This is a genomic window from Halomonas sp. C10-5, from assembly GCF_057169305.1.
In genome coordinates this window covers 694,333-714,881 of record NZ_CP175665.1, presented here as the reverse complement: position 1 = coordinate 714,881, position 20,549 = coordinate 694,333, and the positions used below count along the sequence as shown (strand labels likewise).

Annotated in this window: 19 protein-coding genes and 1 riboswitch; of the genes, 12 read left to right on the top strand and 7 right to left on the bottom strand. The window is 66.8% G+C overall.

Annotated features, from left to right (window positions below; all coding sequences use genetic code 11):
- Window positions 1-72: 72 nt before the first annotated feature.
- A complete protein-coding gene (locus ACJ7IV_RS03365) occupies window positions 73-360 on the top strand; it encodes a type II toxin-antitoxin system HigB family toxin (RefSeq protein WP_282038712.1) in 288 nt (95 codons plus the stop codon).
- 2 nt (window positions 361-362) lie between these two features.
- Window positions 363-767: a helix-turn-helix domain-containing protein gene (locus ACJ7IV_RS03360; protein ID WP_300273734.1), complete on the top strand. Its 405-nt coding sequence runs from the start codon at window positions 363-365 to the stop codon at window positions 765-767.
- Between the two features lie 64 nt (window positions 768-831).
- Here ACJ7IV_RS03360 and ACJ7IV_RS03355 read toward each other — a convergent pair whose 3' ends face one another.
- Window positions 832-1,527: a TenA family protein gene (locus ACJ7IV_RS03355; protein ID WP_483865758.1), complete on the bottom strand. Its 696-nt coding sequence runs from the start codon at window positions 1,525-1,527 to the stop codon at window positions 832-834.
- Window positions 1,524-2,930: an SLC5/6 family protein gene (locus ACJ7IV_RS03350; protein ID WP_483865757.1), complete on the bottom strand. Its 1,407-nt coding sequence runs from the start codon at window positions 2,928-2,930 to the stop codon at window positions 1,524-1,526. The genes ACJ7IV_RS03355 and ACJ7IV_RS03350 overlap by 4 nt, the downstream gene beginning before the upstream one ends.
- Window positions 2,920-3,030: riboswitch (TPP riboswitch) on the bottom strand. Its footprint overlaps the gene before it by 11 nt.
- Before the next feature lie 215 nt (window positions 3,031-3,245).
- On the opposite strand from ACJ7IV_RS03350, the gene ACJ7IV_RS03345 reads away from it, so the two are divergent.
- Complete coding sequence (locus ACJ7IV_RS03345) at window positions 3,246-4,166, top strand: HNH endonuclease (protein ID WP_483865756.1); 921 nt, start codon at window positions 3,246-3,248, stop codon at window positions 4,164-4,166.
- Window positions 4,167-4,169: 3 nt separating this feature from the next.
- On the opposite strand, the gene ACJ7IV_RS03340 is transcribed toward ACJ7IV_RS03345, so the two are convergent.
- Together ACJ7IV_RS03340 and ACJ7IV_RS03335 are read right to left on the bottom strand one after the other, a co-directional pair.
- On the bottom strand, window positions 4,170-4,760 hold the full coding sequence (locus ACJ7IV_RS03340; protein WP_483865755.1) for a peroxidase-related enzyme: 591 nt from the start codon (window positions 4,758-4,760) through the stop codon (window positions 4,170-4,172).
- Between the two features lie 150 nt (window positions 4,761-4,910).
- A complete protein-coding gene (locus ACJ7IV_RS03335; protein WP_483865754.1) occupies window positions 4,911-6,410 on the bottom strand; it encodes a CoA-acylating methylmalonate-semialdehyde dehydrogenase in 1,500 nt (499 codons plus the stop codon).
- Window positions 6,411-6,630: 220 nt separating this feature from the next.
- On the opposite strand from ACJ7IV_RS03335, the gene ACJ7IV_RS03330 reads away from it, so the two are divergent.
- The gene (locus ACJ7IV_RS03330) at window positions 6,631-7,578 is read left to right on the top strand and encodes a LysR family transcriptional regulator (RefSeq protein ID WP_483865753.1); all 948 of its coding nucleotides are present in this window, start codon (window positions 6,631-6,633) and stop codon (window positions 7,576-7,578) included.
- A 357-nt stretch (window positions 7,579-7,935) separates the two neighbouring features.
- Entirely contained in the window at window positions 7,936-10,116 is a 2,181-nt protein-coding gene (gene katG / locus ACJ7IV_RS03325; protein ID WP_483865752.1) for a catalase/peroxidase HPI, read from the top strand.
- 129 nt (window positions 10,117-10,245) lie between these two features.
- On the opposite strand, the gene ACJ7IV_RS03320 is transcribed toward katG, so the two are convergent.
- The gene (locus ACJ7IV_RS03320; RefSeq protein ID WP_483865751.1) at window positions 10,246-11,733 is read right to left on the bottom strand and encodes a protein adenylyltransferase SelO; all 1,488 of its coding nucleotides are present in this window, start codon (window positions 11,731-11,733) and stop codon (window positions 10,246-10,248) included.
- An 86-nt stretch (window positions 11,734-11,819) separates the two neighbouring features.
- Window positions 11,820-12,689 carry a LysR substrate-binding domain-containing protein gene (locus ACJ7IV_RS03315; RefSeq protein ID WP_232911343.1) on the bottom strand — a complete coding sequence of 290 codons (870 nt, stop codon included), beginning with the start codon at window positions 12,687-12,689 and terminating at the stop codon, window positions 11,820-11,822.
- A 120-nt stretch (window positions 12,690-12,809) separates the two neighbouring features.
- On the opposite strand from ACJ7IV_RS03315, the gene ACJ7IV_RS03310 reads away from it, so the two are divergent.
- The 4 genes from ACJ7IV_RS03310 (at window position 12,810) to ACJ7IV_RS03295 (ending at window position 16,751) form a co-directional block, all read left to right on the top strand.
- Complete coding sequence (locus tag ACJ7IV_RS03310; protein WP_483865750.1) at window positions 12,810-13,745, top strand: DMT family transporter; 936 nt, start codon at window positions 12,810-12,812, stop codon at window positions 13,743-13,745.
- Window positions 13,746-14,226: 481 nt separating this feature from the next.
- Window positions 14,227-15,924 (top strand): sodium:solute symporter family protein, encoded by a 1,698-nt coding sequence (locus ACJ7IV_RS03305; RefSeq protein ID WP_483865749.1) that lies wholly within the window; start codon window positions 14,227-14,229, stop codon window positions 15,922-15,924.
- Window positions 15,925-15,997: 73 nt separating this feature from the next.
- Window positions 15,998-16,126, top strand: a complete 129-nt coding sequence (locus ACJ7IV_RS03300) for a putative transporter small subunit (protein WP_483865748.1) — start codon at window positions 15,998-16,000, stop codon at window positions 16,124-16,126.
- Between the two features lie 133 nt (window positions 16,127-16,259).
- Window positions 16,260-16,751, top strand: a complete 492-nt coding sequence (locus ACJ7IV_RS03295) for a methylated-DNA--[protein]-cysteine S-methyltransferase (RefSeq protein ID WP_483865747.1) — start codon at window positions 16,260-16,262, stop codon at window positions 16,749-16,751.
- Window positions 16,752-16,787: 36 nt separating this feature from the next.
- Here the strand turns inward: ACJ7IV_RS03295 and ACJ7IV_RS03290 are convergent, their stop codons facing one another.
- Window positions 16,788-17,480 carry a GntR family transcriptional regulator gene (locus ACJ7IV_RS03290; RefSeq protein ID WP_483865746.1) on the bottom strand — a complete coding sequence of 231 codons (693 nt, stop codon included), beginning with the start codon at window positions 17,478-17,480 and terminating at the stop codon, window positions 16,788-16,790.
- 144 nt (window positions 17,481-17,624) lie between these two features.
- Here ACJ7IV_RS03290 and dctP point away from each other — a divergent pair, with 144 nt between their 5' ends.
- The 3 genes from dctP to ACJ7IV_RS03275 all read left to right on the top strand — a co-directional run bounded on the left by dctP (window position 17,625) and on the right by ACJ7IV_RS03275 (window position 20,549).
- Complete coding sequence (dctP, locus tag ACJ7IV_RS03285) at window positions 17,625-18,626, top strand: TRAP transporter substrate-binding protein DctP (protein ID WP_483865745.1); 1,002 nt, start codon at window positions 17,625-17,627, stop codon at window positions 18,624-18,626.
- Between the two features lie 65 nt (window positions 18,627-18,691).
- The gene (locus tag ACJ7IV_RS03280; RefSeq protein WP_483865744.1) at window positions 18,692-19,213 is read left to right on the top strand and encodes a TRAP transporter small permease subunit; all 522 of its coding nucleotides are present in this window, start codon (window positions 18,692-18,694) and stop codon (window positions 19,211-19,213) included.
- Window position 19,214: 1 nt separating this feature from the next.
- Complete coding sequence (locus ACJ7IV_RS03275; protein ID WP_483865743.1) at window positions 19,215-20,549, top strand: TRAP transporter large permease; 1,335 nt, start codon at window positions 19,215-19,217, stop codon at window positions 20,547-20,549.

Sequence of the window (20,549 nt, the reverse complement as noted above, 5' to 3'; positions counted from 1 at the left end):
ACGACCTGCCAACCTTGCCACATGATACGTGGACGGCTACTATTTATCGCATAATGCGATAGAGCAGCCGTTATGCATGTCATCACCCAGAAACGCATCTGGGAAGCCAAGCAGAAATGGCCCCAGGCCGCCTCTTCCCTGGATGCCTGGTATCGGCTAATGAAGTCGAGCGAACCCGGCAGCTTTGCCGAGATGAAGGCGCTGTTTCCCGCCACCGACAAGGTCGGCCGACAGCATGTCTTCGATATCGGTGGCAACAAGATTCGCCTCATCGCAGTGGTGCACTATCGATTCAAGAAGGTCTATATCCAGCACGTCCTCGACCATACCGAATACGACAGGGGCACCTGGAAGGAGTGAACATGACCAACATCGTCCAACAGGCGGCCGCACACTGGCGCTTCGTGGCCCCCCTGCTCAATGCCCCGGAATCAGAAGACGACTACGATGCCCTTGTCACAGCGCTCGATGAGCTGCTGGAGCTGGTCGGAGACGACGAGGAGCACCCCCTGGCAAGCCTGGCCTCACACATGGGTGACCTCATCGAGGAGTACGACGACGCCCATCGCCCGATGCCGGACGTCAGGGGGGCCGACATGCTCCGCCAGCTGATGCAGTGGCACGGCCTCGACCAGTCGAGCCTGCCGGAAGTCGGCACCCAATCGGTGATCTCGGAGATCCTGAACGGCAAGCGGCGCCTGAACGTGCGCCAGATCAAGGCCCTGACCCAGCGCTTCGGGCTACCCGCCGATCTCTTCCTCGACTGAAGGAGGCTTCCCGCCTTCCTTGCGCAGCAACGCGGGCATGCCGACGGCCATGCACCCAGTGCGCTCAGCGCGGCATCACCGCATCGTGGAAGGCGCGCTCCCTGGCCACCGTCTCGCGGAAGCGCTCGGCCATGCGGGCGAAGGCGGCGTCATCCAGCGTCTCCGCCTCCTCCTCCAGGCGGCGGCGCAGCCAGGCCACGAACTCCTGGAAGGCGGGGTTGTCGTGCAGGTCGATCCACTCCCCCATCAGCGGGTGCAGGTCGCCTGCACGCGTCACCCGCAGCGCCCACTCCAGGTAGACCCACTCGGTGACCACCAGCACCGCCAGGATCTCCGCGTAGCCGCCTCCATCACCGGTCTCGCGCAGCAGCGCCTGGAAGGCCCGGGTCTCGGGCAGCCAGGCCCGCGCCTCGGGCGTCGAGGCCGGGACTCCGAAGGCCTCGAAGGTGCGCTGGAAGGTGCTGTTCTCGTCGCTGGTCAGCATGCCCATGAACTGCCCCAGCACCACCCGGTCCGCCATGCACGGCGCACGGCCGATGGCGAATCCGATCAGCGCGGTGAAGGGATCCACGAAGCCGTAGTCCTGCGCCATGTAGGCGGCGAAGTCATCACCCGAAAGCCGCCCCTCGGCCAGGGCGTCGAACAGCGGATGGTTCACGGTAGAAGACCAGTCGGGCTCGCTGATCTCGCGCAGCCAGTCGGTGAGGCGCGGCGCGTCCTGCTGCGCGGCCCAGGCGTTGAAATCGGCGCGGGTGTTCATCTGGCGCCTCCTTCGCGGGCGGGCTGGAACCTCGCGCCCGGACGCCACCAGGCGACCAACAGGCTGACGAGCGTCGAGCCGACCAGTGCCCCCAGGAAAGGCGGAAGCGTCGGTATGCTGCCGGGGAAGGTGGCCGCCAGCACGCCGGCGGCGAGGCTGCCCTGCGCGATCCAGCCCGGCACGATGGCCCCGAGCATGCCGGCCACGCCGCCGACCACCGCGGCCAGCGGCGACATGCGTCGCCACAGCCCCAGCAGCACCGGCACCACGATGGCCGCACACAGGAGATCCGCGATCAGGAAGAGGCGCAGCACCGAGAAGCCCTGCAGGGCCACCCAGACCACCGGCACCATCAGCGCCACCGTCACCAGGCGCGCGGCGCGCACCGAGAGCCCGCGCCGGCCGCTGCTTGCCACCGCCATTGATGCGATGGCGTTCTGCAGGGTATCGACGCTCGAGGCCACCAGGGTCACCGCCAGCACCAGCGCCGGCAGGCCCAGCCAGGCCGGCGCCGCGGAGAGCAGCGCGAAGAAGGGCATCGGCGGCTCGCCCAGCGGCAGCGCGTGCATCGCCGCCAGCATGCCGAGCCCGCCGATCGCCATCACCACCAGCAGGCTGCTGGCGCCGCCCAGCAGCGCCCCTCGGCTCAGGGCGCGATCATCTTCGGCGGCCCAGATCCGCTGCCAGTAGCCCTGGTGGAAGAGGTTGGCCGCAGTGACCGCGATCACCAGGGTCAGCGCCACGGAGAGCGCACTGCCAGCGGGAATGGCAGGCATCGTCGCCTCGGCGGGCATCGGCGGCAGCCACCACCAGGCCACGCCACCCACCAGCACCAGCAGGGCCAGCAGCAGCCAGGCCTGCCAGCGATCGGTGGCGAGGCTCGCCCGCAGACCGCCGAGCGTGGTGTAGACCAGGGTGACTACCGCCAGCCCCAGGATCACCAGTGCGGGCGGCACATCCGAGAGGATGCCGGCGATGGCACCGATGGCGGTAAGCTCGGCGGCCAGGAAGAGCGCCATGTAGGCCACCGAGACGAAGGCCACCCAGCGGCGCACCCCGGCGCCGTAGCAGGCCTCGGCGAACTCGCCGATGCTGCGGCCTTGCGGCAGGTGGCGGCGGATCGCCGGGCCGTAGAGCCCCAGCACGATGAAGGGCAGAGAAGAGCCGATGGCATAGCCGGCCAGCGCCACCGGCCCCACGAAGGCGCCGATCTCCGGCGGCGCGAAGAGGATCCAGGCGCCCATGCCGGAGGCCAGGAACGACAGGCCGATGGCCTGGGCACCCTGGGAATTGCGGGCAGTCACGTAGTCATCGAGGGGGCCATCGGCCCGGCGGGCCCGCAGGCCCAGGAAAGCAAAGCACAGCAGCGCCGCGCCGAGCACGGCAGACGTCAGGTAGGGCATGTCGCACTTCCTCCGCCGGTATTAACCGGATCAGGTTCCAGGGTCGGCGCATGGCCCTCTCAGCCCCCGCAGATGCGGCGGGACTCCCCTGGCGACAAGTGAATGATTTGTGAGGTCACGCCGCGCACAGCGGCAAGGCGTGACCGGAGGCATCATAGCGAGACAGAGTCCTGCCTGCCAGTGGACCAGCGAGACATGCTCAACTACTCGTCGGCGCAGAGGATCTTCACAGCGCTCAATACGCGCAACGGTGTACAAGCCACCCCTCTTGATTAGTATGAGTGGATACTATCGGCATAGAGCGGGGAGCCAGCTTTGCTGAATATCGATACTCGTCTTCGCCAAGCAGCATTTCAGCGCCTTGAAGCCATCGCACAACAATACTCGAATGATGTGCCCTGGGAGGCCATTGCCCAGCCGGTCCCCTTGGATGGGGAGTCTTTCTTCATCGCCAGCAGAGCAATCGGCATCTTCAAACCCAAGCAGATGCCAGATGGCATCCTGAGTATCAAAACCGTGGTCCCCAAGCAGGGCAGGATCAATATCTATTCCGATGGTGCTAGCGACGAGGGTGGCTTCTGGTATTCGCTTGAGGCAGGAGGAACAGCCAAGCCCGCGAATCGCCAGCTCTTAATCAGCTACGAGCGACAGGATCCGATCATCTACCTAGTGGGCGTCGCTCCAGGCCGCTACCTTCCTTTATGGCCCTGCTACATCGACAACATGGACCTGGCCAGAGAGTTATGCCATGTCAGCATGAACGACCGAATTGGCCAGATGCGCCATGTCGCAGAAAACCATGGCGCCTACAGGACGGATGAGATAGAGAAGCGCTACGTAATCCGTGAAGCCAAAACGCGGGTTCATCAGGCTGAATTCCGTGCGCGAGTGATGCTGGCATATTCCAACCGCTGCGCCATGACGGGGCTGCCAGTGCCACAACTACTGGAGGCGGCACATATTATTCCCGACATCGATCAGGACAGCACCGCAGAAGTGAGCAATGGCATATCCCTCAGCCGGCTGCATCATAGGGCTTACGATGCTGACTTGATCGGCATTGACCCCAACTACCGCATCCACCTGAATGATGAGCTGCTCTCGACTCAGGATGGGCCTCTGCTTGAGAGCATGAAGCAGCTCGACGGCCAGCGAATCTCCATCCCCAGACACGCTAGAGATAAGCCGAGCCAGGAGGCACTGGAACTGCGTTATCAGCGATTCTTGTCGCGCTAAAGCCTATTTCTTCTCTCGCGGCACCCGCCCCATCAGATAGAACTCCTCGTTGGGCGGCGTGCCGGTCAGGGTGACCAGCCGGTTGGAGAGGCCGAAGAAGGCGGCGATGGCGCCGATGTCCCAGATGTCATCGCGGGTGAAGCCGGCGTCCGCCAGGCGGGCCTCCCATTCGTCGGTGAGCTCTCCCACCTCCAGGCTGCAGTGCATGGCGAAGTCGATCATGGTGCGGTGGCGCTCGCTGATCGGTGCCGTACGGTGGTTGACGGCTACCTGGTCGGCCAATAACGGATCCTTGCTGTAGATACGTACCAGGGCGCCGTGGGCCACCACGCAGTAGAGGCAGCGGTTCCGGGCGCTGGTGGCCACCACAATCATCTCCTTCTCCGCCTTGGTCAGCGTGTCGGACTCCCGCTCCATCAGGGCGTCGTGATAGGCGAAGAAAGCGCGGAACTCGGCCGGCCGGTGGGCCAGCATCAGGAAGACGTTAGGCACGAAGCCGGCCTTCTCCTGCACCGCCAGCATGGCGCCACGGATGTCCTCGGGCAGGTCCTGGATCGATTCGGGTACGGGAAAGCGGCTGATAGGGGTGGTCATGTTGGCTCCTGATTGTGCTTGTTATAAGACTATTCCAGTTAACGTCAACGTCACCTTTCTGTCCATACACCGACGGTCGAAAGAGGGTGACAAAAGCACGCGACCCCGCCTCTCTCGAGGCGGGGCCGCGCTGTCACCGAGCAGAGGGTATCAGCCCAGCGAGATGGTGCTGTTGATGCCGCTGGAGACGTTCTCCGGCTCGAACCAGCGAGCGGTGACGGTCTTGGTCTGGGTCCAGAAGGCGATGGCCTGCTTGCCGTTGGGACCCAGGTCGCCGAGCTTGGAGGCACGCGAGCCGGTGAAGCTGAAGTAGGCGACCGGCACCGGGATCGGCACGTTGATACCGATCTGGCCGACGTCGATGTCGCTCTCGAAGCGGCGAGCCACCCAGCCGGAGTTGGTGAAGATGGAGGTGCCGTTGCCGTTGGGGTTGGCGTTGATGAACTCGATCGCCTCGTCCAGAGTCTCGACGCTCACCACGCACAGCACCGGGCCGAAGATCTCCTCGCGGTAGATGGTCATCTCCGGGGTCACATCAGCGAACAGGGTCGGGCCGACGAAGTTGCCGTCCGGGTAGCCCTCTACCTGGTAGCCGCGACCGTCCACCAGCAGCTTGGCGCCCTCCTTCTCGCCGGCGGTGATCAGGCGCTCGACGCGCTCCTTGGCCTGGGGCGAGACCAGCGGGCCGAGGTCGGCGTCGGTCTGGGTGCCGGGGCCCACCTTCATGCTGCGGGTGCCCTCGACGATATCCTCCAGCCACTCGCGGGCCTCGCCCACCAGCACCACCACAGAGTTGGCCATGCAGCGCTGGCCGGCGGCGCCATAAGCGGAACCGAGCAGGTTGTTGATGGCCTGGCTGCGGTTGGCGTCGGGCATCACCACGCAGTGGTTCTTGGCACCCATCATCGACTGCATGCGCTTGCCGGCAGCGGCGGCGCGGTTGTAGAGCAGCGAGCCCACGTGGGTGGAGCCGATGAAGGAGAGCGCCTTGATATCCTGGTGGTCGGCGATCTGGTTGGCGACGTCCGGACCGCCGTGGACCACGTTGAGCACACCGGCCGGGATGCCCGCCTCGTGGGCCAACTCGACCAGGCGCATGGTGGAGCTGGGATCCTGCTCGGAGGGCTTGAGCACGAAGGTGTTACCGGTGGCGATGGCCAGCGGGAACATGAAACAGGGCAGCATGATGGGGAAATTGAAGGCGGTGATGCCGGCACCCACGCCCAGCGGCTGGTGCATGGTGTAGACGTCCACCTCGTTGGCGGCGTTCTCGGCCAGCTCACCCAGCTGCAGGGAGGTGATCGAGCAGGCGTGCTCCACCACTTCCAGGCCGCGACCCACCTCGCCAGCGGCGTCGGGCAGGGTCTTGCCGTGCTCCTCGGTGATCAGGGCGGCCAGCTCGTCGGTGTGCTCGCGAATCAGCGCCTGCAGCTTGAGCATGATGCGCATACGCTTGCCCAGCGGCACCTTGCGCCAGGTCTTGAAGGCTTCCTTGGAACTGGCCACGGCACGCTCGACTTCCTCGGGCGTACAGAACGGCACCCGGGCGACCACTTCCTGGGTAGCCGGATTGACCACGTCGCGCCACTCCTGGCTCTGGGACTGGACGTGCTGGCCGTCGATATACATGGGGATTTCGCGGACTGACATGGGCGTACTCCTCTGGATGCTGTCGCTGTCAGGGTGCTGGCTTGTTGTTGTGGAGCGCCGCGGCGCTCGCTGCCGTCACCCGACATTAGACTTTGTGTGTATAAAAACACGGAAGACTATGCAGATGAGTCTATCCAGAGGTCGCATGGCGTGACAACGGGTACTCGGGCACATTGCTTGTGCACTGATGCACAACCATCGCCGACCGGGAACACCCAGCATGCTCGACTGGCACGACATCCAGATCTTCCTCGAAGTGGCCCGCAGCCAGCGGCTCACCGATGCCGCCCGGCGCCTGGGGCTGGACCACTCCACCCTGTCGCGGCGCACCCGGCGCTTCGAGCAGAAGCTCAACACCCAGCTCTTCGAGCGCAGCACCCACGGCTACCATCTCACCGAGGCGGGCCAGCAGCTGCTCGCCCACGCCGAGGAGATGGCCCGCCACGCCTTCGAGGCCGGCGAGAGCCTGACCGACAAGAACCACCAGATCAGCGGCCAGATCCGCCTGGGGGTGACCGAGGGCCTGGGCACCTGGGTGATCGCACCGCTGCTCTCGGCCTTCTGCGAACGCCATCCCGGCGTCACCCTGGACCTCCTCGCCCTGCCCCGAGTGGTCAACCTGAGCCGCCACGAGGCGGACCTCGCCATCACCCTGGAGCGCCCGGTCAGCCCGGGGCTGGTGATCTCGCGGCTCTGCGACTACCGGCTGCGCCTCTACGGCAGCCAGGGCTATCTCGAGCGCCACGGGGTCCCCCGGCAGCTCTCCGAGCTGGGCCGCCACCGGCTGATCGGCTATGTGGACGACCTGATCTTCAGCGAGGAGCTCAGCTATCTGGCGCCGCTGCTCGACCCGGCGGTGGTGGGCCAGCCGCCACACTTCCCCCTGCGCAGCACCAGCGTGACTACCCAGCATGTGGCCGCCCTCCACGATATCGGGCTCGCCGTGCTGCCCTGCTTCATGGCCAGCACGTCGCCGTCCCTGTGCAACGTGCTGGAAGACGAGATCGCGGTCGATCGCCAGTTCTGGATCACCGCCCGCCAGGAGCAGCGCCAGCTGGCCAGGGTGCGCCTGCTGTGGGACTTCCTGCGCGAGGCGCTGGAGGCCAATCGTGCCTTCCTGATGGGCGAGGCGAAGGCGCTGGTGATACCCGCGATCGGCGCGGACTGACGCCCTGCGGCGAGGCGCCCACGCGGCAACGCCGAACCCGGCCATCACCCCAGGGTGGAATGGCAACAGAGGGACCGCTTGGGCCTGTTCCGGCGGTCCCTTTTTCAGCCTTCGGCTGCGTGGCGGGCGTGGCAGCCCTGGCGCCGAACCACGATAGAGATTTGCTATCGCCAGGGTCGGCAATCTCGCATTGTCCTGATGGATCCACAGGGAGTAGCTTGGAGGTGACCACAGGGGAATGAGCCAGGGCACAGACAGTCTTGTGGCCGAGAGTTGACCAGGCTCATTGCCCCGCCGGAGTGCCATCGTCTATACAAAGGTGGCAGCTCCTCAACGCAGACAGGAAGGAAGAGCAACATGGGTGATCAGCAGAACGCAGGCAAGTGTCCGGTCATGCACGGAGGCAACACCGCGGCCGGCCGCGACAACATGGACTGGTGGCCGGAAGCACTCAACCTGGACATCCTCCACCAGCATGATCGCAAGACCGACCCGATGGGCGAGGACTTCGACTATCGCCAGGAGGTCCGCAAGCTCGACTTCGACGCGCTGATGAAGGACATGCACGCCCTGATGACCGACAGCCAGTCGTGGTGGCCGGCCGACTGGGGCCACTACGGCGGCCTGTTCATCCGCATGTCCTGGCACGCGGCGGGGACCTACCGCATCGCCGACGGCCGCGGCGGCGGCGGCACCGGCAACCAGCGCTTCGCACCGATCAACTCCTGGCCGGACAATGCCAGCCTGGACAAGGCGCGCCGCCTGCTGTGGCCGATCAAGAAGAAGTACGGCAACAAGATCAGCTGGGCCGACCTGATCATCCTGGCCGGCAACGTCGCCTACGAATCCATGGGCTTCAAGACCTTCGGCTTCTCCTTCGGACGCGAGGACATCTGGCACCCCGAGAAGGACATCTACTGGGGCGCCGAGAAGGAGTGGCTGGCTCCCTCCGACGAGCGCTACGGTGACGTCGACAAGCCCGACACCATGGAGAACCCGCTGGCCGCGGTGCAGATGGGCCTGATCTACGTTAACCCCGAGGGTGTCAACGGTCAGCCCGACCCGATCAAGACCGGCGAACAGGTACGCGAGACCTTCGCCCGCATGGCGATGAACGACGAGGAGACCGCGGCGCTGACCGTGGGCGGCCACACTGTCGGCAAGTGTCACGGCAACGGCGATGCCGCCGCCCTGGGCCCGGAGCCCGAGGCCGCGGACGTCGAGGAGCAGGGCTTCGGCTGGACCAACCCCAACATGGGCGGCAAGGCCGCCAACGCGGTGACCTCCGGCATCGAGGGTGCCTGGACCAAGAATCCCACCCAGTTCGACATGGGCTACTTCGACGCCCTGCTCGATCATGAGTGGGAGCTCAAGAAGAGCCCCGCCGGTGCCTGGCAGTGGGAGCCGGTGGACATGAAGGAGGAGGACAAGCCGGTCGACGCCAGCGATCCCTCCAAGCGCCACAACCCGATCATGACCGACGCCGACATGGCGATGAAGATGCACCCTGACTACCGGAAGATCCTGGACAAGTTCCGCCAGGATCCCGAGTACTTCAAGGACTGCTTCGCCCGTGCCTGGTTCAAGCTGATCCACCGCGACATGGGGCCCAAGTCTCGCTACATCGGCCCGGACGCCCCGGATGAGGACATGATCTGGCAGGACCCGGTCCCCGCCGGCAGCACCGACTATTCCATCGAGGTGGTCAAGCAGAAGATCGCCGAGAGCGGCCTCTCCATCGGCGAGATGGTCAGCACCGCCTGGGACAGCGCGCGCACCTTCCGCGGCTCCGACATGCGCGGCGGCGCCAACGGCGCACGTATCCGCCTGGCCCCGCAGAAGGACTGGGAGGGCAACGAGCCGGCACGCCTGGCAAAAGTGCTCAAGGCCTACGAGAAGATCTCCGCCGAGACCGGTGCCAGCGTGGCCGACGTGATCGTGCTGGGCGGCAGCGTGGGCATCGAGCAGGCCGCGAAGGCCGCCGGCCACGATATCCTGGTGCCCTTCATCCCGGGTCGTGGTGATGCCAGCGACGAGATGACCGATGCCGACTCCTTCGAGCCGCTGGAGCCGCTGGCCGATGGCTTCCGCAACTGGCAGAAGAAGGATTACATCGTCAAGCCGGAGGAGATGCTGCTCGACCGCGCCCAGCTGATGGGCCTGACCGCCCCGGAGATGACCGTGCTGATCGGCGGCATGCGGGTGCTGGGTACCAACCACGGCGGCAGCAAGCACGGCGTGTTCACCGATCGCGAGGGTCAGCTGACCAACGACTTCTTCGTCAACCTGACCGACATGGCCTACGCCTGGAAGCCGGCCGGCAACGGCACCTACGAGATCCGCGATCGTCAGAGCGACCAGGCCAAGTGGACCGCCAGCCGCATCGACCTGGTGTTCGGTTCCAACTCCATCCTGCGCTCCTACGCCGAGGTGTACGCCCAGGACGACAACGAGGCGAAGTTCGTGAAGGACTTCGTCAAGGCCTGGACCAAGGTGATGAACGCCGACCGCTTCGACGTCGAGAAGCTGCAGAAGTAAGGCTGCCTGCGCCGGGCAATCGCCCGGCCACAATGCCGATAGAGAAAGACCGGTACCGAGGTACCGAGACAGAGACGCCCGGGGAAACCCGGGCGTCTTTTTTGTTTACAGATGGCTGGCCGCGATGGCTCAGGTCCCGCAGAAGGTGCGCAGCACCCGCTCGGCGGCAGGCGCCGGCTCGGCGTACGCCTCGCGGCCGGGCTGCTCGGCATAGGGCTCGGCCAGCACCTCGCGCAGGGCCTCGAAGGGGACGAAGTCGTCATGCTCGGATGCTGCGGCGATCGCCCGCTCCACTTGGTGGTTCCGGGGAATATAGAGCGGGTTGGTCGCGTTCATGCGCGCGGCGACCGCCTCGGGCGAGCCCGCCTCCCGTGCCAGGCGCTCGCGCCAGCGCGGCAGCCATTCGCGCAGGGCCTGGCTGTCCTCGAACAGCTCGAGCAGCGCGGGGGCATCCTCCTGCAGTGCCTCACTCAGGCGACGAAATGCCAGGGTGAAATCGGCGCGGCCGGCCGCGAGCGTCTCGAGGAAGGCCTCGACCAGCGCGCGGTCGCCCTCCTCTTCCCCGGCCAGCCCCAGCTTGGCGCGCACCACTCCCAGCCACTCCGCCTCGTACCGTGTCTCATAGCGCTCGATCACCGCGGTGGCCTTCTCGATCGCCGCCTCCTGGTCGTCGTCGATCAGCGGAATCAGCGTCTCGGCGAAGCGTGCCAGGTTCCACTGGGCGATCCATGGCTGATTGCGATAGGCGTAGCGCCCCTGCTCGTCGATGGAGCTGAATACCATGGTCGACGAGTAGGTCTCCATGAAGGCGCAGGGGCCATAGTCGATGGTCTCGCCGGAAATCGCGCAGTTGTCGGTGTTCATCACGCCGTGGATGAACCCGAGCCCCATCCACTTCGCCACCAGCGCCGCCTGGCGCTCTGCCACTGCCTCCAGCAGGGCCAGGTAGCGCTCGCCCTCGGTCCCCTCGGCGAGCTCGGGGCCCAGAAGGTGCGGATAGTGGCGCTCGATGGCCATATCGGCCAGGGTGCGTACCGCCTCCACGTCGTCGCGGGCGGCGAAGTACTGGAAGGTGCCGACGCGCAGGTGGCTCGAGGCCACCCGGGTCAGCACCGCGCCGGGCTCCGGCACCCGCCGAAACACCCGCTCGCCGCTGGTCACTGCGGCCAGTGCCCGGGTGGTGGGCACGCCGAGCCGGTGCATCGCCTCGCTGACCAGGTACTCGCGCAGCACCGGCCCCAGCGGCGCGCGACCGTCGGCGCCCCGGGAGAAGGGGGTCATGCCGGCGCCCTTGAGCTGGATATCGCACAGCCGTCCCTCGCGGTCGACCACCTCGCCGAGCAGCACGGCGCGGCCATCGCCCAGGCGAGGGTTGAAGTGACCGAACTGGTGACCGGCGTAGGCCTGGGCGACGGGGTCGGCGCCCGGCGGCACGACGTTGCCGGAGAACCACTCGGCGGCACGCTGCTCATCGAAGGTCGTCAGGTCGAAGCCCAGCGCCTCCGCCAGCGGCCGGTTGAAGGCCACCAGCCGCGGCTCGGGCACCGGCACCGGGTCAAAGCGCAGATAGAAGCGCTCGGGCAGGCGGGCATAACGCAGGCTGAACTCGGGAAACATGGCGGCTCCGGTCGGCGGTTGGGGCGTGAATACCCGAGTATAACGCTCGGGATTTCGGCTTTCGACCTATTGCCGCCATAGCGGGTTCAGTCCGCAGCCATCGGTGCCAGCGCCTCGCGGATCAGCTCGGCCAGGCGCCGGGCCGGCTCGGTGGGGCGTCGGGCGGCACGATGCAGGGCCAGTTCCACCGCGGGCAGCGCCGGCAGGCCGCTGGACTCATCCAGGGCGCGCAACTGGGGACCGAGCATGCTTCGGGTAACCACCACGATGGCCAGCCCCGCCTGCACCACCGGCGCCAGCCCGGCCATGGACTGGCTGGTATAGGCCACCCGCCAGGTACGACCGGCGGCGGCCAGGGCATCCTCCGCCACCTCACGGAAGAGGTCGGCGCCGGGGGAGTAGAGCGCCAACGGCAGCGGATCGGAGAGCGGCGGCTGGCGCTCCAGCCCCACTGCCCAGGCCAGGGGCTCACGACGGATCACCTCGCCACCCGGTGAGCGCCGCTGACGAGTCACCAGGGCCAGGTCCAGCTCGTCGGCGCGCACCCGCTCTACCAGGTCGGTGCTGGTGCCACAGGTCACCTGCAGCCCCACATCCGGATAGAGCTGGTGGAACCAGGAGAACACCGCGGTGAGCAGCGGGGCGTAGTCCTCGGGAATCCCCAGGTTGAGCTCACCGGTGACACGCCGGGCACGCATGTCGGCCAGCGCCTCGTCGTTGAGCGCCAGCAGCCGTCGCGCATGCCCCAGCAGCCGCTCGCCCTCGGCGGTGAAACGGATACGCCGTCCCTGCCGTTCGTGAAGTGCCACGCCAAGCGCTGCCTCCAGGCGCGAGAGCTGCATGCTCACCGTGGACTGGGTATAGGCCAGGCGCCGCGCCGCGGCGGTGACGCTGCCGGTATCGGCCACCGCCACCAGGGTGCGCAGCAGGCTCAGGTCGAGGGTCGGGGCACGCATTGTTTCATCATTCTCCTTGATGAATAGCTTCAATAATGATCGTTATCGTGATGAGTATGGCACGGCTAGCATGGCGGCAGCATCCAACTGCCCACGACCACTCCATCAGGAGGCCCGACCATGCAGCTGCACCGCTCGCATCTCACCCACTCTCCCTGGCTCGGCGGTGGCGCCGCGGCGCTGGCGGTGGTGCTGTGGGCGCTGGTACCGCTGCTGGCCGCCCAGGCAGGCGAGCTTCCGCCGCTGCGTCTCTCGGCCCTGGCCCTGCTCGCCGGCGCCCTCGGCACCCTGCCCATGGCACGCCGTCGACGCCATCGGGATGCCCCGCTTCGCCCCCTGCACGACGTGCTCGTCTACCTGGGCGTGCCGCTGCTGATCACCGGTGCGGTGGGGGCCTGCTTCGCCGCCTTCACCCTGGCCCCCGCCGAGGAGGCAGCGCTAATCCTCTACACCTGGCCGGTGCTGTTCCTGCTCGCCAGCCAGTGGCTGGTGCTGGGCCGGCTGACGGCGAACAGCCTGGTCGGTGCCGGCCTGGCATTCTCCGGCGCGGCCCTGCTGGTGGCACCCCAGGCGCTGGCCGGCGGGGTCTCCGGCGCCTGGGGTGGCTACCTGCTGGCCGCACTCGGGGCACTGTGCTGGGCGCTCTACTCCCTGGCCGCTCGCGTCTCGGCCTGGCGCCTGGGGGAGCGCATGCCGCACCTGCTGCTGATCGCCAGCGTGCTGACCGGCAGTGCCAGCCTGGCCCTGGAGGGCACCATTGCGCTGCCCTCGCTGGAGGTCCTGATGGTCGCCGTCAGCCTGGGGCTGGGGCCCTACGGGCTGGCGATGCTGGCCTGGGACCGCGCCATGCGCGACCCGCTCGGCCACCGGGTCGGCAACCTGGCCCATGCGGTGCCGGTGCTGGCCACTCTGTTTCTGGTACTGGCCGGCGTGGCCACACCGGACTGGCGGCTGCCGGTGGCGTCAGCGCTGGTGGTGGCGGGCAGCATGACCGCATGCCGGGAGCCGGCGCGGGGAGGGCACCTTCTTGCATCTCGTCGTTTTCGCAGGAGCTGAGGCCCGTTACCCCCTCGATCAGGGCAGATTGGACATTCGTCATTCGGGTGGGTAGGGTATACGGCCCCGGATCAGGACAATGTATACAACAATCGATCCCTGACGGGCCACGGCCACGCTGCCTGCCCAACCTGGTCTTGCCTCACCGCAGACTGGATCGCCGTACCTTCGACTGACCGTCGACGACGCCATCGAAAGAGAAGGAATCCATGTCGCTACACTACGCCGACAAGGGCCGCTGCATGCCGCGCCGCCCGCCACCTGCCTCCCCCGCGCTGGGGTAAGCCTTACCCACGGCCCTTTCGCCGTACCTTGCCGATAGCCCCGCCGCGCCCTTGCCGACTGCGCAGGCTCTCGCCTGGGCGCTCGACAGCTCGCCCGGCCATTCGGCAAACCAGCCCCACCTCTGCCACTGCGTCCGACATGCGGCCTGGACCGACATGTAAGAGACGTGTCCGTTCCATCTACCGAGGGATTGCCCTTGAACAGCGAAACGCTCTACCAGTTCTCGACCCTGACCGTCATCCTGCTGCTGCTCGCCTTCTACGGTGGCACCTACCTGATGACGCTCGGCATCCGCAAGAAGAACGAGGATGCCGACGCCTACATGGTCTCCAACCACCGAATCGGCTTCGGCATGGGCGCGGCCAGCATGACCGCCACCTGGATCTGGGCGGCCTCCTTCTACGCCGCGGCCACCTCCGGCTACACCTATGGCGTCTCGGGCCCCATCCACTATGGGCTGTGGGGGGCGCTGATGATCCTCTTCATCTACCCCTTCGGCCGGCGCTTCCGCAAGCTCGCCCCCAACGCCCACACCCTGGGCGAGCTGATCCACGCCCGACACGGCTCCTCCAGCCAGCTGATCCTCGCCCTCTCCAACGTGCTGGGCAGCGTGATCAGCCTGATGGTCAACTTCACCGCCGCCGGCGCGCTGGTCTCGGTACTCTCGCCGCTCTCCTTCCAGGCCGGGGTGATCATCGCCGGCGTCGGCGTGCTGTTCTATACCCTGTGGTCCGGCTTCCGCGCCTCGGTGCTGACCGACTTCGCCCAGCTGGTGGCGCTCATGGCCATTGCCATCGTGATCATTCCCGCGGTGTTCTTCGCCATGGGCGGCCCCAGCGAGCTGGTCGCCGGCCTCGACAACCTGACAGCCGAGCAGGCCAACTTCTTCTCCAGCGAGGCGATCCTGCAGCAGGGCGCACCCTTCTTCGTCGCCGTGCTGGCCTATGCCATCGGTAACCAGACCATCTCCCAGCGCCTGTTCGCGGTGAACGAGGACCACATCAAGCCCACCTTCCTCACCGCCACCGTGGGCTACGGCGCCATCGTCATCGGCCTGGGTATGATCGGCCTGATGGCCCTGACCCTGGGCGTGCAGCCCCTCGACGGCAACATGAACAACCTGATCCCGCAGATGGTCTCAGGCTACCTGCCGCCGGTGTTCATCGCGCTGTTCTTCATCCTGGTGATCGGCTCGCTCTCCTCCACCGCCGACTCCGACCTCTCGGCGCTGTCGGCGATCATGATGGCCGACGTCTATGGCAAGAACATCGCCCGCGGCAAGGCCGATCCCAAGCGCATGCTGCTGGTGGGTCGCCTGACCATGATCACCGCCACCATGGTGGGCATCGTCTTCGCCAGCTTCTCGCTGGATATCCTGGTGATGCTGGTGTTCGTGGGCGCGCTGTGGGGAGCCATCGTCTTCCCGGTGATCGCCAGCTGCTTCTGGAACCGGGTGACCAACGCCGCCTTCACCACCTCGGTGCTGGTGGCCATGGTGCTGTTCTGCGCCGCCCGCTTCGAGCTTGTCGACCTCGCCGGCCCCGGCGGGCTGTTCTTCGAACTGCTGGCCAGCATCGGCGGCGGCGTGATCATCGGCCTGATGGTGTTCGGCTTCCTGGGCCGCACCGCCGGCTTCATCGCCGGAACCCTGGCGCTGATCGCCATGCTGATCTTCGCCACCGGCTTCCTGCGCGACTACACCGTGCTGCTCGCCTCGCTGACCGCCTACGGCACCAGCACCCTGGTGTGCGTAGTGATGAGCCTGACCAGCCGCCAGGAGAACTTCGACTTCGCCACCATCGGCGACCGGGTGGGCGACTACGACAGCCATGAGGCCGAGCCCGACGCGGGCGAGGCGATCCCGGTCTCTGCCGGCCTCGCCGCCCAGCGCTGAATACGCGGGCTTGCTCCCATTCGAGCGGTGCCGCCCGGCGGCACCGCAGCGACACTCAACTGGAGACGTCACCATGACGACACTGTTCGCCTTCTATGTGCTGATCTGGCCCGCCCTGACGCTGGGCGTGCTGGCCCTGATCTGCCGCGCCGTGATCCGCGACCGCCGCCAGGCCCGCGACGAGAACCGCGAGCTGGTGTGACGAGCGCTCGCTGGAACGAAATCGGCCCCGCGGGACTTCCCGCGGGGCCGATTTCGTCCTGCCCATCGCCACGAGTCGCGTTAGACTCCTGTTACAGGACCCGCGACGCCGAACGTACCGGCAGGAGCATGACATGAACCACGACACCCTCGACTACTATCGCCCCCCGGACGCGGACGCCCTGGGGCTGATCCTGATTCGCGCCGACGCCGAGGGGCTTACCGAGATCGACTTCGTCAGCGAACAGCAGGAGCCGCCACGCCCGGGGCCCCTGACCGAGCTGGCATGCGAGCAGCTGGCCGAGTACTTCGCCGGCACCCGCCGCGACTTCGACCTGCCGCTGGCCCCCCGCGGCACCGACTTCCAGCGCCGGGTGTGGGCCGCGCTGGAGGGAATCCCCTATGGCGAGACCCGCAACTATGCCGAGCTCGCCGAGCAGCTCGGCAGCAAGGGCGGCCAGCGTGCCGTGGGTGCGGCCAACGGCAGGAACCCCCTGGCCATCGTGGTGCCCTGCCATCGGGTGATCGGCAGCGACGGGCGCATGACCGGTTACGCCGGCGGCATCGGCCGCAAGCGCTGGCTGCTCGCCTTCGAGGCGGGCGAGGTGCCGATGCTGCTGGGCTGAGTCCGGGTTCCGAGGCCAGGGTTCCGAGCCCAGGGTTCAGGGAGCCGCGACCTCCCCGGCGCCGGCCTGCCTGTCGGCACCGAATCGCCGCACACTGGAGACGAAGTCACTGAAGCGCTCGCCCTGGATGAGCACGTGGCCGCGCATCGCCTGTTCGGCACGCGCCGCGTCCCCTGCCTCGATCGCTGCCACGATCTCGCGATGCTCCTCCAGCGAGGAGCCGATTCGCTGGCGCACCTGCAGCTGCAGACGCCGGTAGGGCTTGAGACGTTGCTTGAGCTGGCGAGCCTCGCCGGCCAGAAAGCCGTTGTGGCTGGCGCGGTAGATGCAGTCGTGGAAGCCCTCGTTCTCGTAATAGTAGTCATCCGAGTCGCCGGCCCTGGCGGCGGCCTCGCAACGCTCATGGGCCTGGCGCAGCTCCTCCAGCTCGGCCTCGCCGATACGACGGGCGGCCAGGCGACCACACATCCCCTCCAGCTCGGCCATCACCTCGAACATCTCGATCAGCTCGTCGATGCCCACCCGGGCCACGAAGGTGCCCTTCTTGGGCGACACCGTCACCAGGCCGCTGGCCACCAGCTGCTGCACGGCCTCGCGCACCGGCGTGCGCGACACCCCGAACTCGCGACACAACGCGTCGGGATCCAGCCGCTCCCCCGGGGTACGCCGACCGTTGATGATGTCGTCCTCGAGGGCGTCCCTGAGGCGCTGTGCGTTGGAGCGTTTCATGGCGCGACTTCCTCCATTCCCTTAGGGGATCCACCTTGGTCTAATACCGCAGCATTGACACTGCCATGCCGACAGGTCTATTGAAGTATACATCAGCGTCGCTGATAAACACTTCATACAAGAACAAGCCTAGTTGGAGACACCATGAAACGCTCAATCACTCCCCTGGTGGCCGGCATCGCCATCGCTACCCTCGCCGCCAGTGCCACCGCCTCCGCCCAGACCGTGCTGCGCGCCTCGCACCAGTTCCCCGGCGGCCAGGGCGACGTCCGCGACGAGATGGTGCAGATGATGGCCGACAAGGTCGCCGAAGCCGACGTCGGCCTCGAGATCGAGGTCTACCCGGGCCAGTCGCTGTTCAAGGCCCGCGAGCAGTGGGCCGCCCTCTCCCGTGGCCGCCTCGACATCACCGCCCTGCCGCTCGACTACGCCAGCGGCCGCCACCCGGAGTTCTCCGCCACCCTGATGCCCGGCCTGGTGCGCAACCACGAGCATGCCCAGCGCCTCAACGACTCCGAGTTCATGGGCATGATCAAGGACGTCATCCAGGAGGGCGGCGCCCGGGTGCTGGCCGATGCCTGGCTGGCCGGCGGCTTCGCCTCGAGCCAGAACTGCATCACCTCGCCGGAGACCGTCGACGGCCAGACCTTCCGCGCCGCCGGCCCGGCCTTCGAGCAGATGCTGGAGGGCGCCGGGGCCTCGATCGCCTCCATGCCCTCCTCGGAGATCTACACCGCCCTGCAGACAGGCGTGCTGGACGCCGCCAACACCTCGTCCATGTCCTTCGTCTCCTACCGCATCTACGAGCAGGTGGAGTGTCTCACCGAACCCGGCGAACACGCCCTGTGGTTCATGTACGAGCCGATCCTGATCTCCGAGCAGAGCTGGGAGAAGCTCGACGAGGAGCAGCAGCAGGCACTGACCGCCGCCGCCGAGGAGGCCGAGGCGTTCTTCGCCGCCGAGGCCGCCGGCCTCGACCAGCAGATGGTCGACGTGTTCGAGGAGAACGGCGTCGAGGTGGTCAGCATGAGCGAGGAGGACTACAACGCCTGGCTGGAGATCGCCAAGGAGACCTCCTACAGGAACTTCGCCGAGAACGTCCCCAACGGACAGGCCCTGATCGACGCCGCCCTGGCCGTCGAGTAAGCCGGTTCGCTTCAGCCATCGGCACCGGCCCGGGCGGCCGGTGCCCCTGACTCAGGAAGGACGACATGGCCATGGCCACTTCCTCGCCAAGTTCCCGACGACTACCGCTGGTGAGCGGCTACATCCGCCTGATGGATAGCATCTCCCGTGCCGCGGCCTACCTGGCCGCCGCCATGTTCATAGCCGGTGTGCTGGCCATCTGCCATATGGTCTTCGTGCGCTACGCGCTGGGCATGAGCACCAGCTGGCAAACCGAATTCACCATCTTCTCGGTCACCGGCGCCATGCTGATGGGCAGCGCCTACGTGCTGATGACCGGTGGCCACGTGGCCATCACCCTGCTCCCCGACGCTCTGGGCGGCGTGGCCAGGAAGGTCATGTGGTGGATCGCCTCGCTGTTCGGCTTCGCCTTCTGCGCGGCACTGGCCTATGGCAGCTGGATCTACGTCGCCGAGGCCTTCCACGGCCAGTGGACCACCGGCACGGTATGGAACCCCATCCTGTGGCCGGCGCTGCTGCCGGTCTCCGTGGGCGCCACCCTGCTGACGCTGCAGTACATCGCCGAAATGCTGCGCGGGGAGGGCTGACATGGATCCGATCACCCTGGGCATCATTGTCGCCGTCGCCCTCATGGTGCTGATGGCCATCGGCACCCCCATCGCCTTCGCCCTGGGCGGCGTCTCGCTGATGGCGCTGCTCTACGACCGCGGCCTGCCCGAGCTCACCTATTTTGGCGAGACCTTCTTCGAGCGCCTCGCCGAGTTCGGCTTCGTCGCCATCCCCATGTTCATCCTGATGGGCGCCGCCGTGGCCTCCTCGCCCACCGGACGCGACCTCTACCGCTCGCTGGACCTGTGGATGGGCCGCCTGCCCGCCGGGCTTGCGGTATCCAACATCGGCGCCTGCTCAATCTTTGCGGCGCTCTCCGGCTCCTCGCCCGCTACCTGCGCGGCCATCGGCAAGATGGGCATCCCCGAGATGCGCAGCCGCGGCTACCCGGACGGCGTCGCCGCCGGCTGCATCGCCGCCGGCGGCACCCTGGGCATCCTGATCCCGCCCTCGGTGACCATGATCATCTACGGCATCGCCAGCGAGACCTCCATCGGCCGCCTGTTCATCGCCGGGGTGGTGCCGGGCTTCATGCTCGCCGGCCTGTTCATGATCTGGACGGTGATCGCCTGCAAGATGGCCGGCGGCTACAACAACCCCCTGGGCCAGGCCGCCGGGCAGATGAAGGAGACCATCAAGGCCAACGTCGATACCAACCTCAAGGCGCTGGTGCGCGTGCTGCCCTTCCTGGCCGTGGTGGTGGGCATCCTCTTCGCGCTCTATGGCGGGGTGGCCACGCCCTCCGAGGCGGCCGGCGTGGGCGCCTTCCTGTGTCTGGCCCTTGCCATCATCATCTACCGCATGTGGCAGTTGAAGCCGCTCAAGCTGATCATGCGCGACTCGCTGCGCGAGAGCGTGATGATCATGCTGGTGATCGCCTGTGCCGAGGTGTTCGCCTATGCCCTCTCCTCGCTGTTCATCACCCAGACCGTGGCCGGCGCCATCGCCGACATGGAGGTCAACCGCTGGGTGCTGATGGCGGTGATCAACGTCTTCCTGCTGGTGGCCGGCTTCTTCCTGCCGCCGGTGGCGGTGATCGTGATGACCGCGCCGATCCTGCTGCCGATCATCCTCTCCGCGAACTTCGACCCCTACTGGTTCGCCGTGGTGCTGACCATCAATCTGGAGATCGGCCTGATCACCCCGCCGGTGGGCCTCAACCTCTTCATCATCAAGGGCATCGCGCCGGACATCTCGCTGCGTGACATCCTGATGGGCAGCCTGCCCTATGCCCTGTGCATGGTGCTGGCGATCGTCCTGCTGTGCTTCTTCCCGGGTATCGCCCTGTGGCTGCCCGACCTGATGATGGGCTGA

Excerpts from the sequence above, each read along its gene's own strand:
- ACJ7IV_RS03355 (WP_483865758.1), bottom strand. The coding sequence starts at position 1,527 with ATGAACACCCGCGCCGATTTCAACGCCTGGGCCGCGCAGCAGGACGCG.
- katG (WP_483865752.1), top strand. The coding sequence starts at position 7,936 with ATGGGTGATCAGCAGAACGCAGGCAAGTGTCCGGTCATGCACGGAGGC.
- dctP (WP_483865745.1), top strand. The coding sequence starts at position 17,625 with ATGAAACGCTCAATCACTCCCCTGGTGGCCGGCATCGCCATCGCTACC.
- ACJ7IV_RS03300 (WP_483865748.1), top strand. The coding sequence starts at position 15,998 with ATGACGACACTGTTCGCCTTCTATGTGCTGATCTGGCCCGCCCTGACG.
- ACJ7IV_RS03340 (WP_483865755.1), bottom strand. The coding sequence starts at position 4,760 with ATGACCACCCCTATCAGCCGCTTTCCCGTACCCGAATCGATCCAGGAC.
- ACJ7IV_RS03315 (WP_232911343.1), bottom strand. The coding sequence starts at position 12,689 with ATGCGTGCCCCGACCCTCGACCTGAGCCTGCTGCGCACCCTGGTGGCG.
- ACJ7IV_RS03310 (WP_483865750.1), top strand. The coding sequence starts at position 12,810 with ATGCAGCTGCACCGCTCGCATCTCACCCACTCTCCCTGGCTCGGCGGT.
- ACJ7IV_RS03275 (WP_483865743.1), top strand. The coding sequence starts at position 19,215 with ATGGATCCGATCACCCTGGGCATCATTGTCGCCGTCGCCCTCATGGTG.
- ACJ7IV_RS03335 (WP_483865754.1), bottom strand. The coding sequence starts at position 6,410 with ATGTCAGTCCGCGAAATCCCCATGTATATCGACGGCCAGCACGTCCAG.
- ACJ7IV_RS03360 (WP_300273734.1), top strand. The coding sequence starts at position 363 with ATGACCAACATCGTCCAACAGGCGGCCGCACACTGGCGCTTCGTGGCC.
- ACJ7IV_RS03290 (WP_483865746.1), bottom strand. The coding sequence starts at position 17,480 with ATGAAACGCTCCAACGCACAGCGCCTCAGGGACGCCCTCGAGGACGAC.
- ACJ7IV_RS03320 (WP_483865751.1), bottom strand. The coding sequence starts at position 11,733 with ATGTTTCCCGAGTTCAGCCTGCGTTATGCCCGCCTGCCCGAGCGCTTC.
- ACJ7IV_RS03280 (WP_483865744.1), top strand. The coding sequence starts at position 18,692 with ATGGCCATGGCCACTTCCTCGCCAAGTTCCCGACGACTACCGCTGGTG.
- ACJ7IV_RS03330 (WP_483865753.1), top strand. The coding sequence starts at position 6,631 with ATGCTCGACTGGCACGACATCCAGATCTTCCTCGAAGTGGCCCGCAGC.
- ACJ7IV_RS03350 (WP_483865757.1), bottom strand. The coding sequence starts at position 2,930 with ATGCCCTACCTGACGTCTGCCGTGCTCGGCGCGGCGCTGCTGTGCTTT.
- ACJ7IV_RS03295 (WP_483865747.1), top strand. The coding sequence starts at position 16,260 with ATGAACCACGACACCCTCGACTACTATCGCCCCCCGGACGCGGACGCC.
- ACJ7IV_RS03365 (WP_282038712.1), top strand. The coding sequence starts at position 73 with ATGCATGTCATCACCCAGAAACGCATCTGGGAAGCCAAGCAGAAATGG.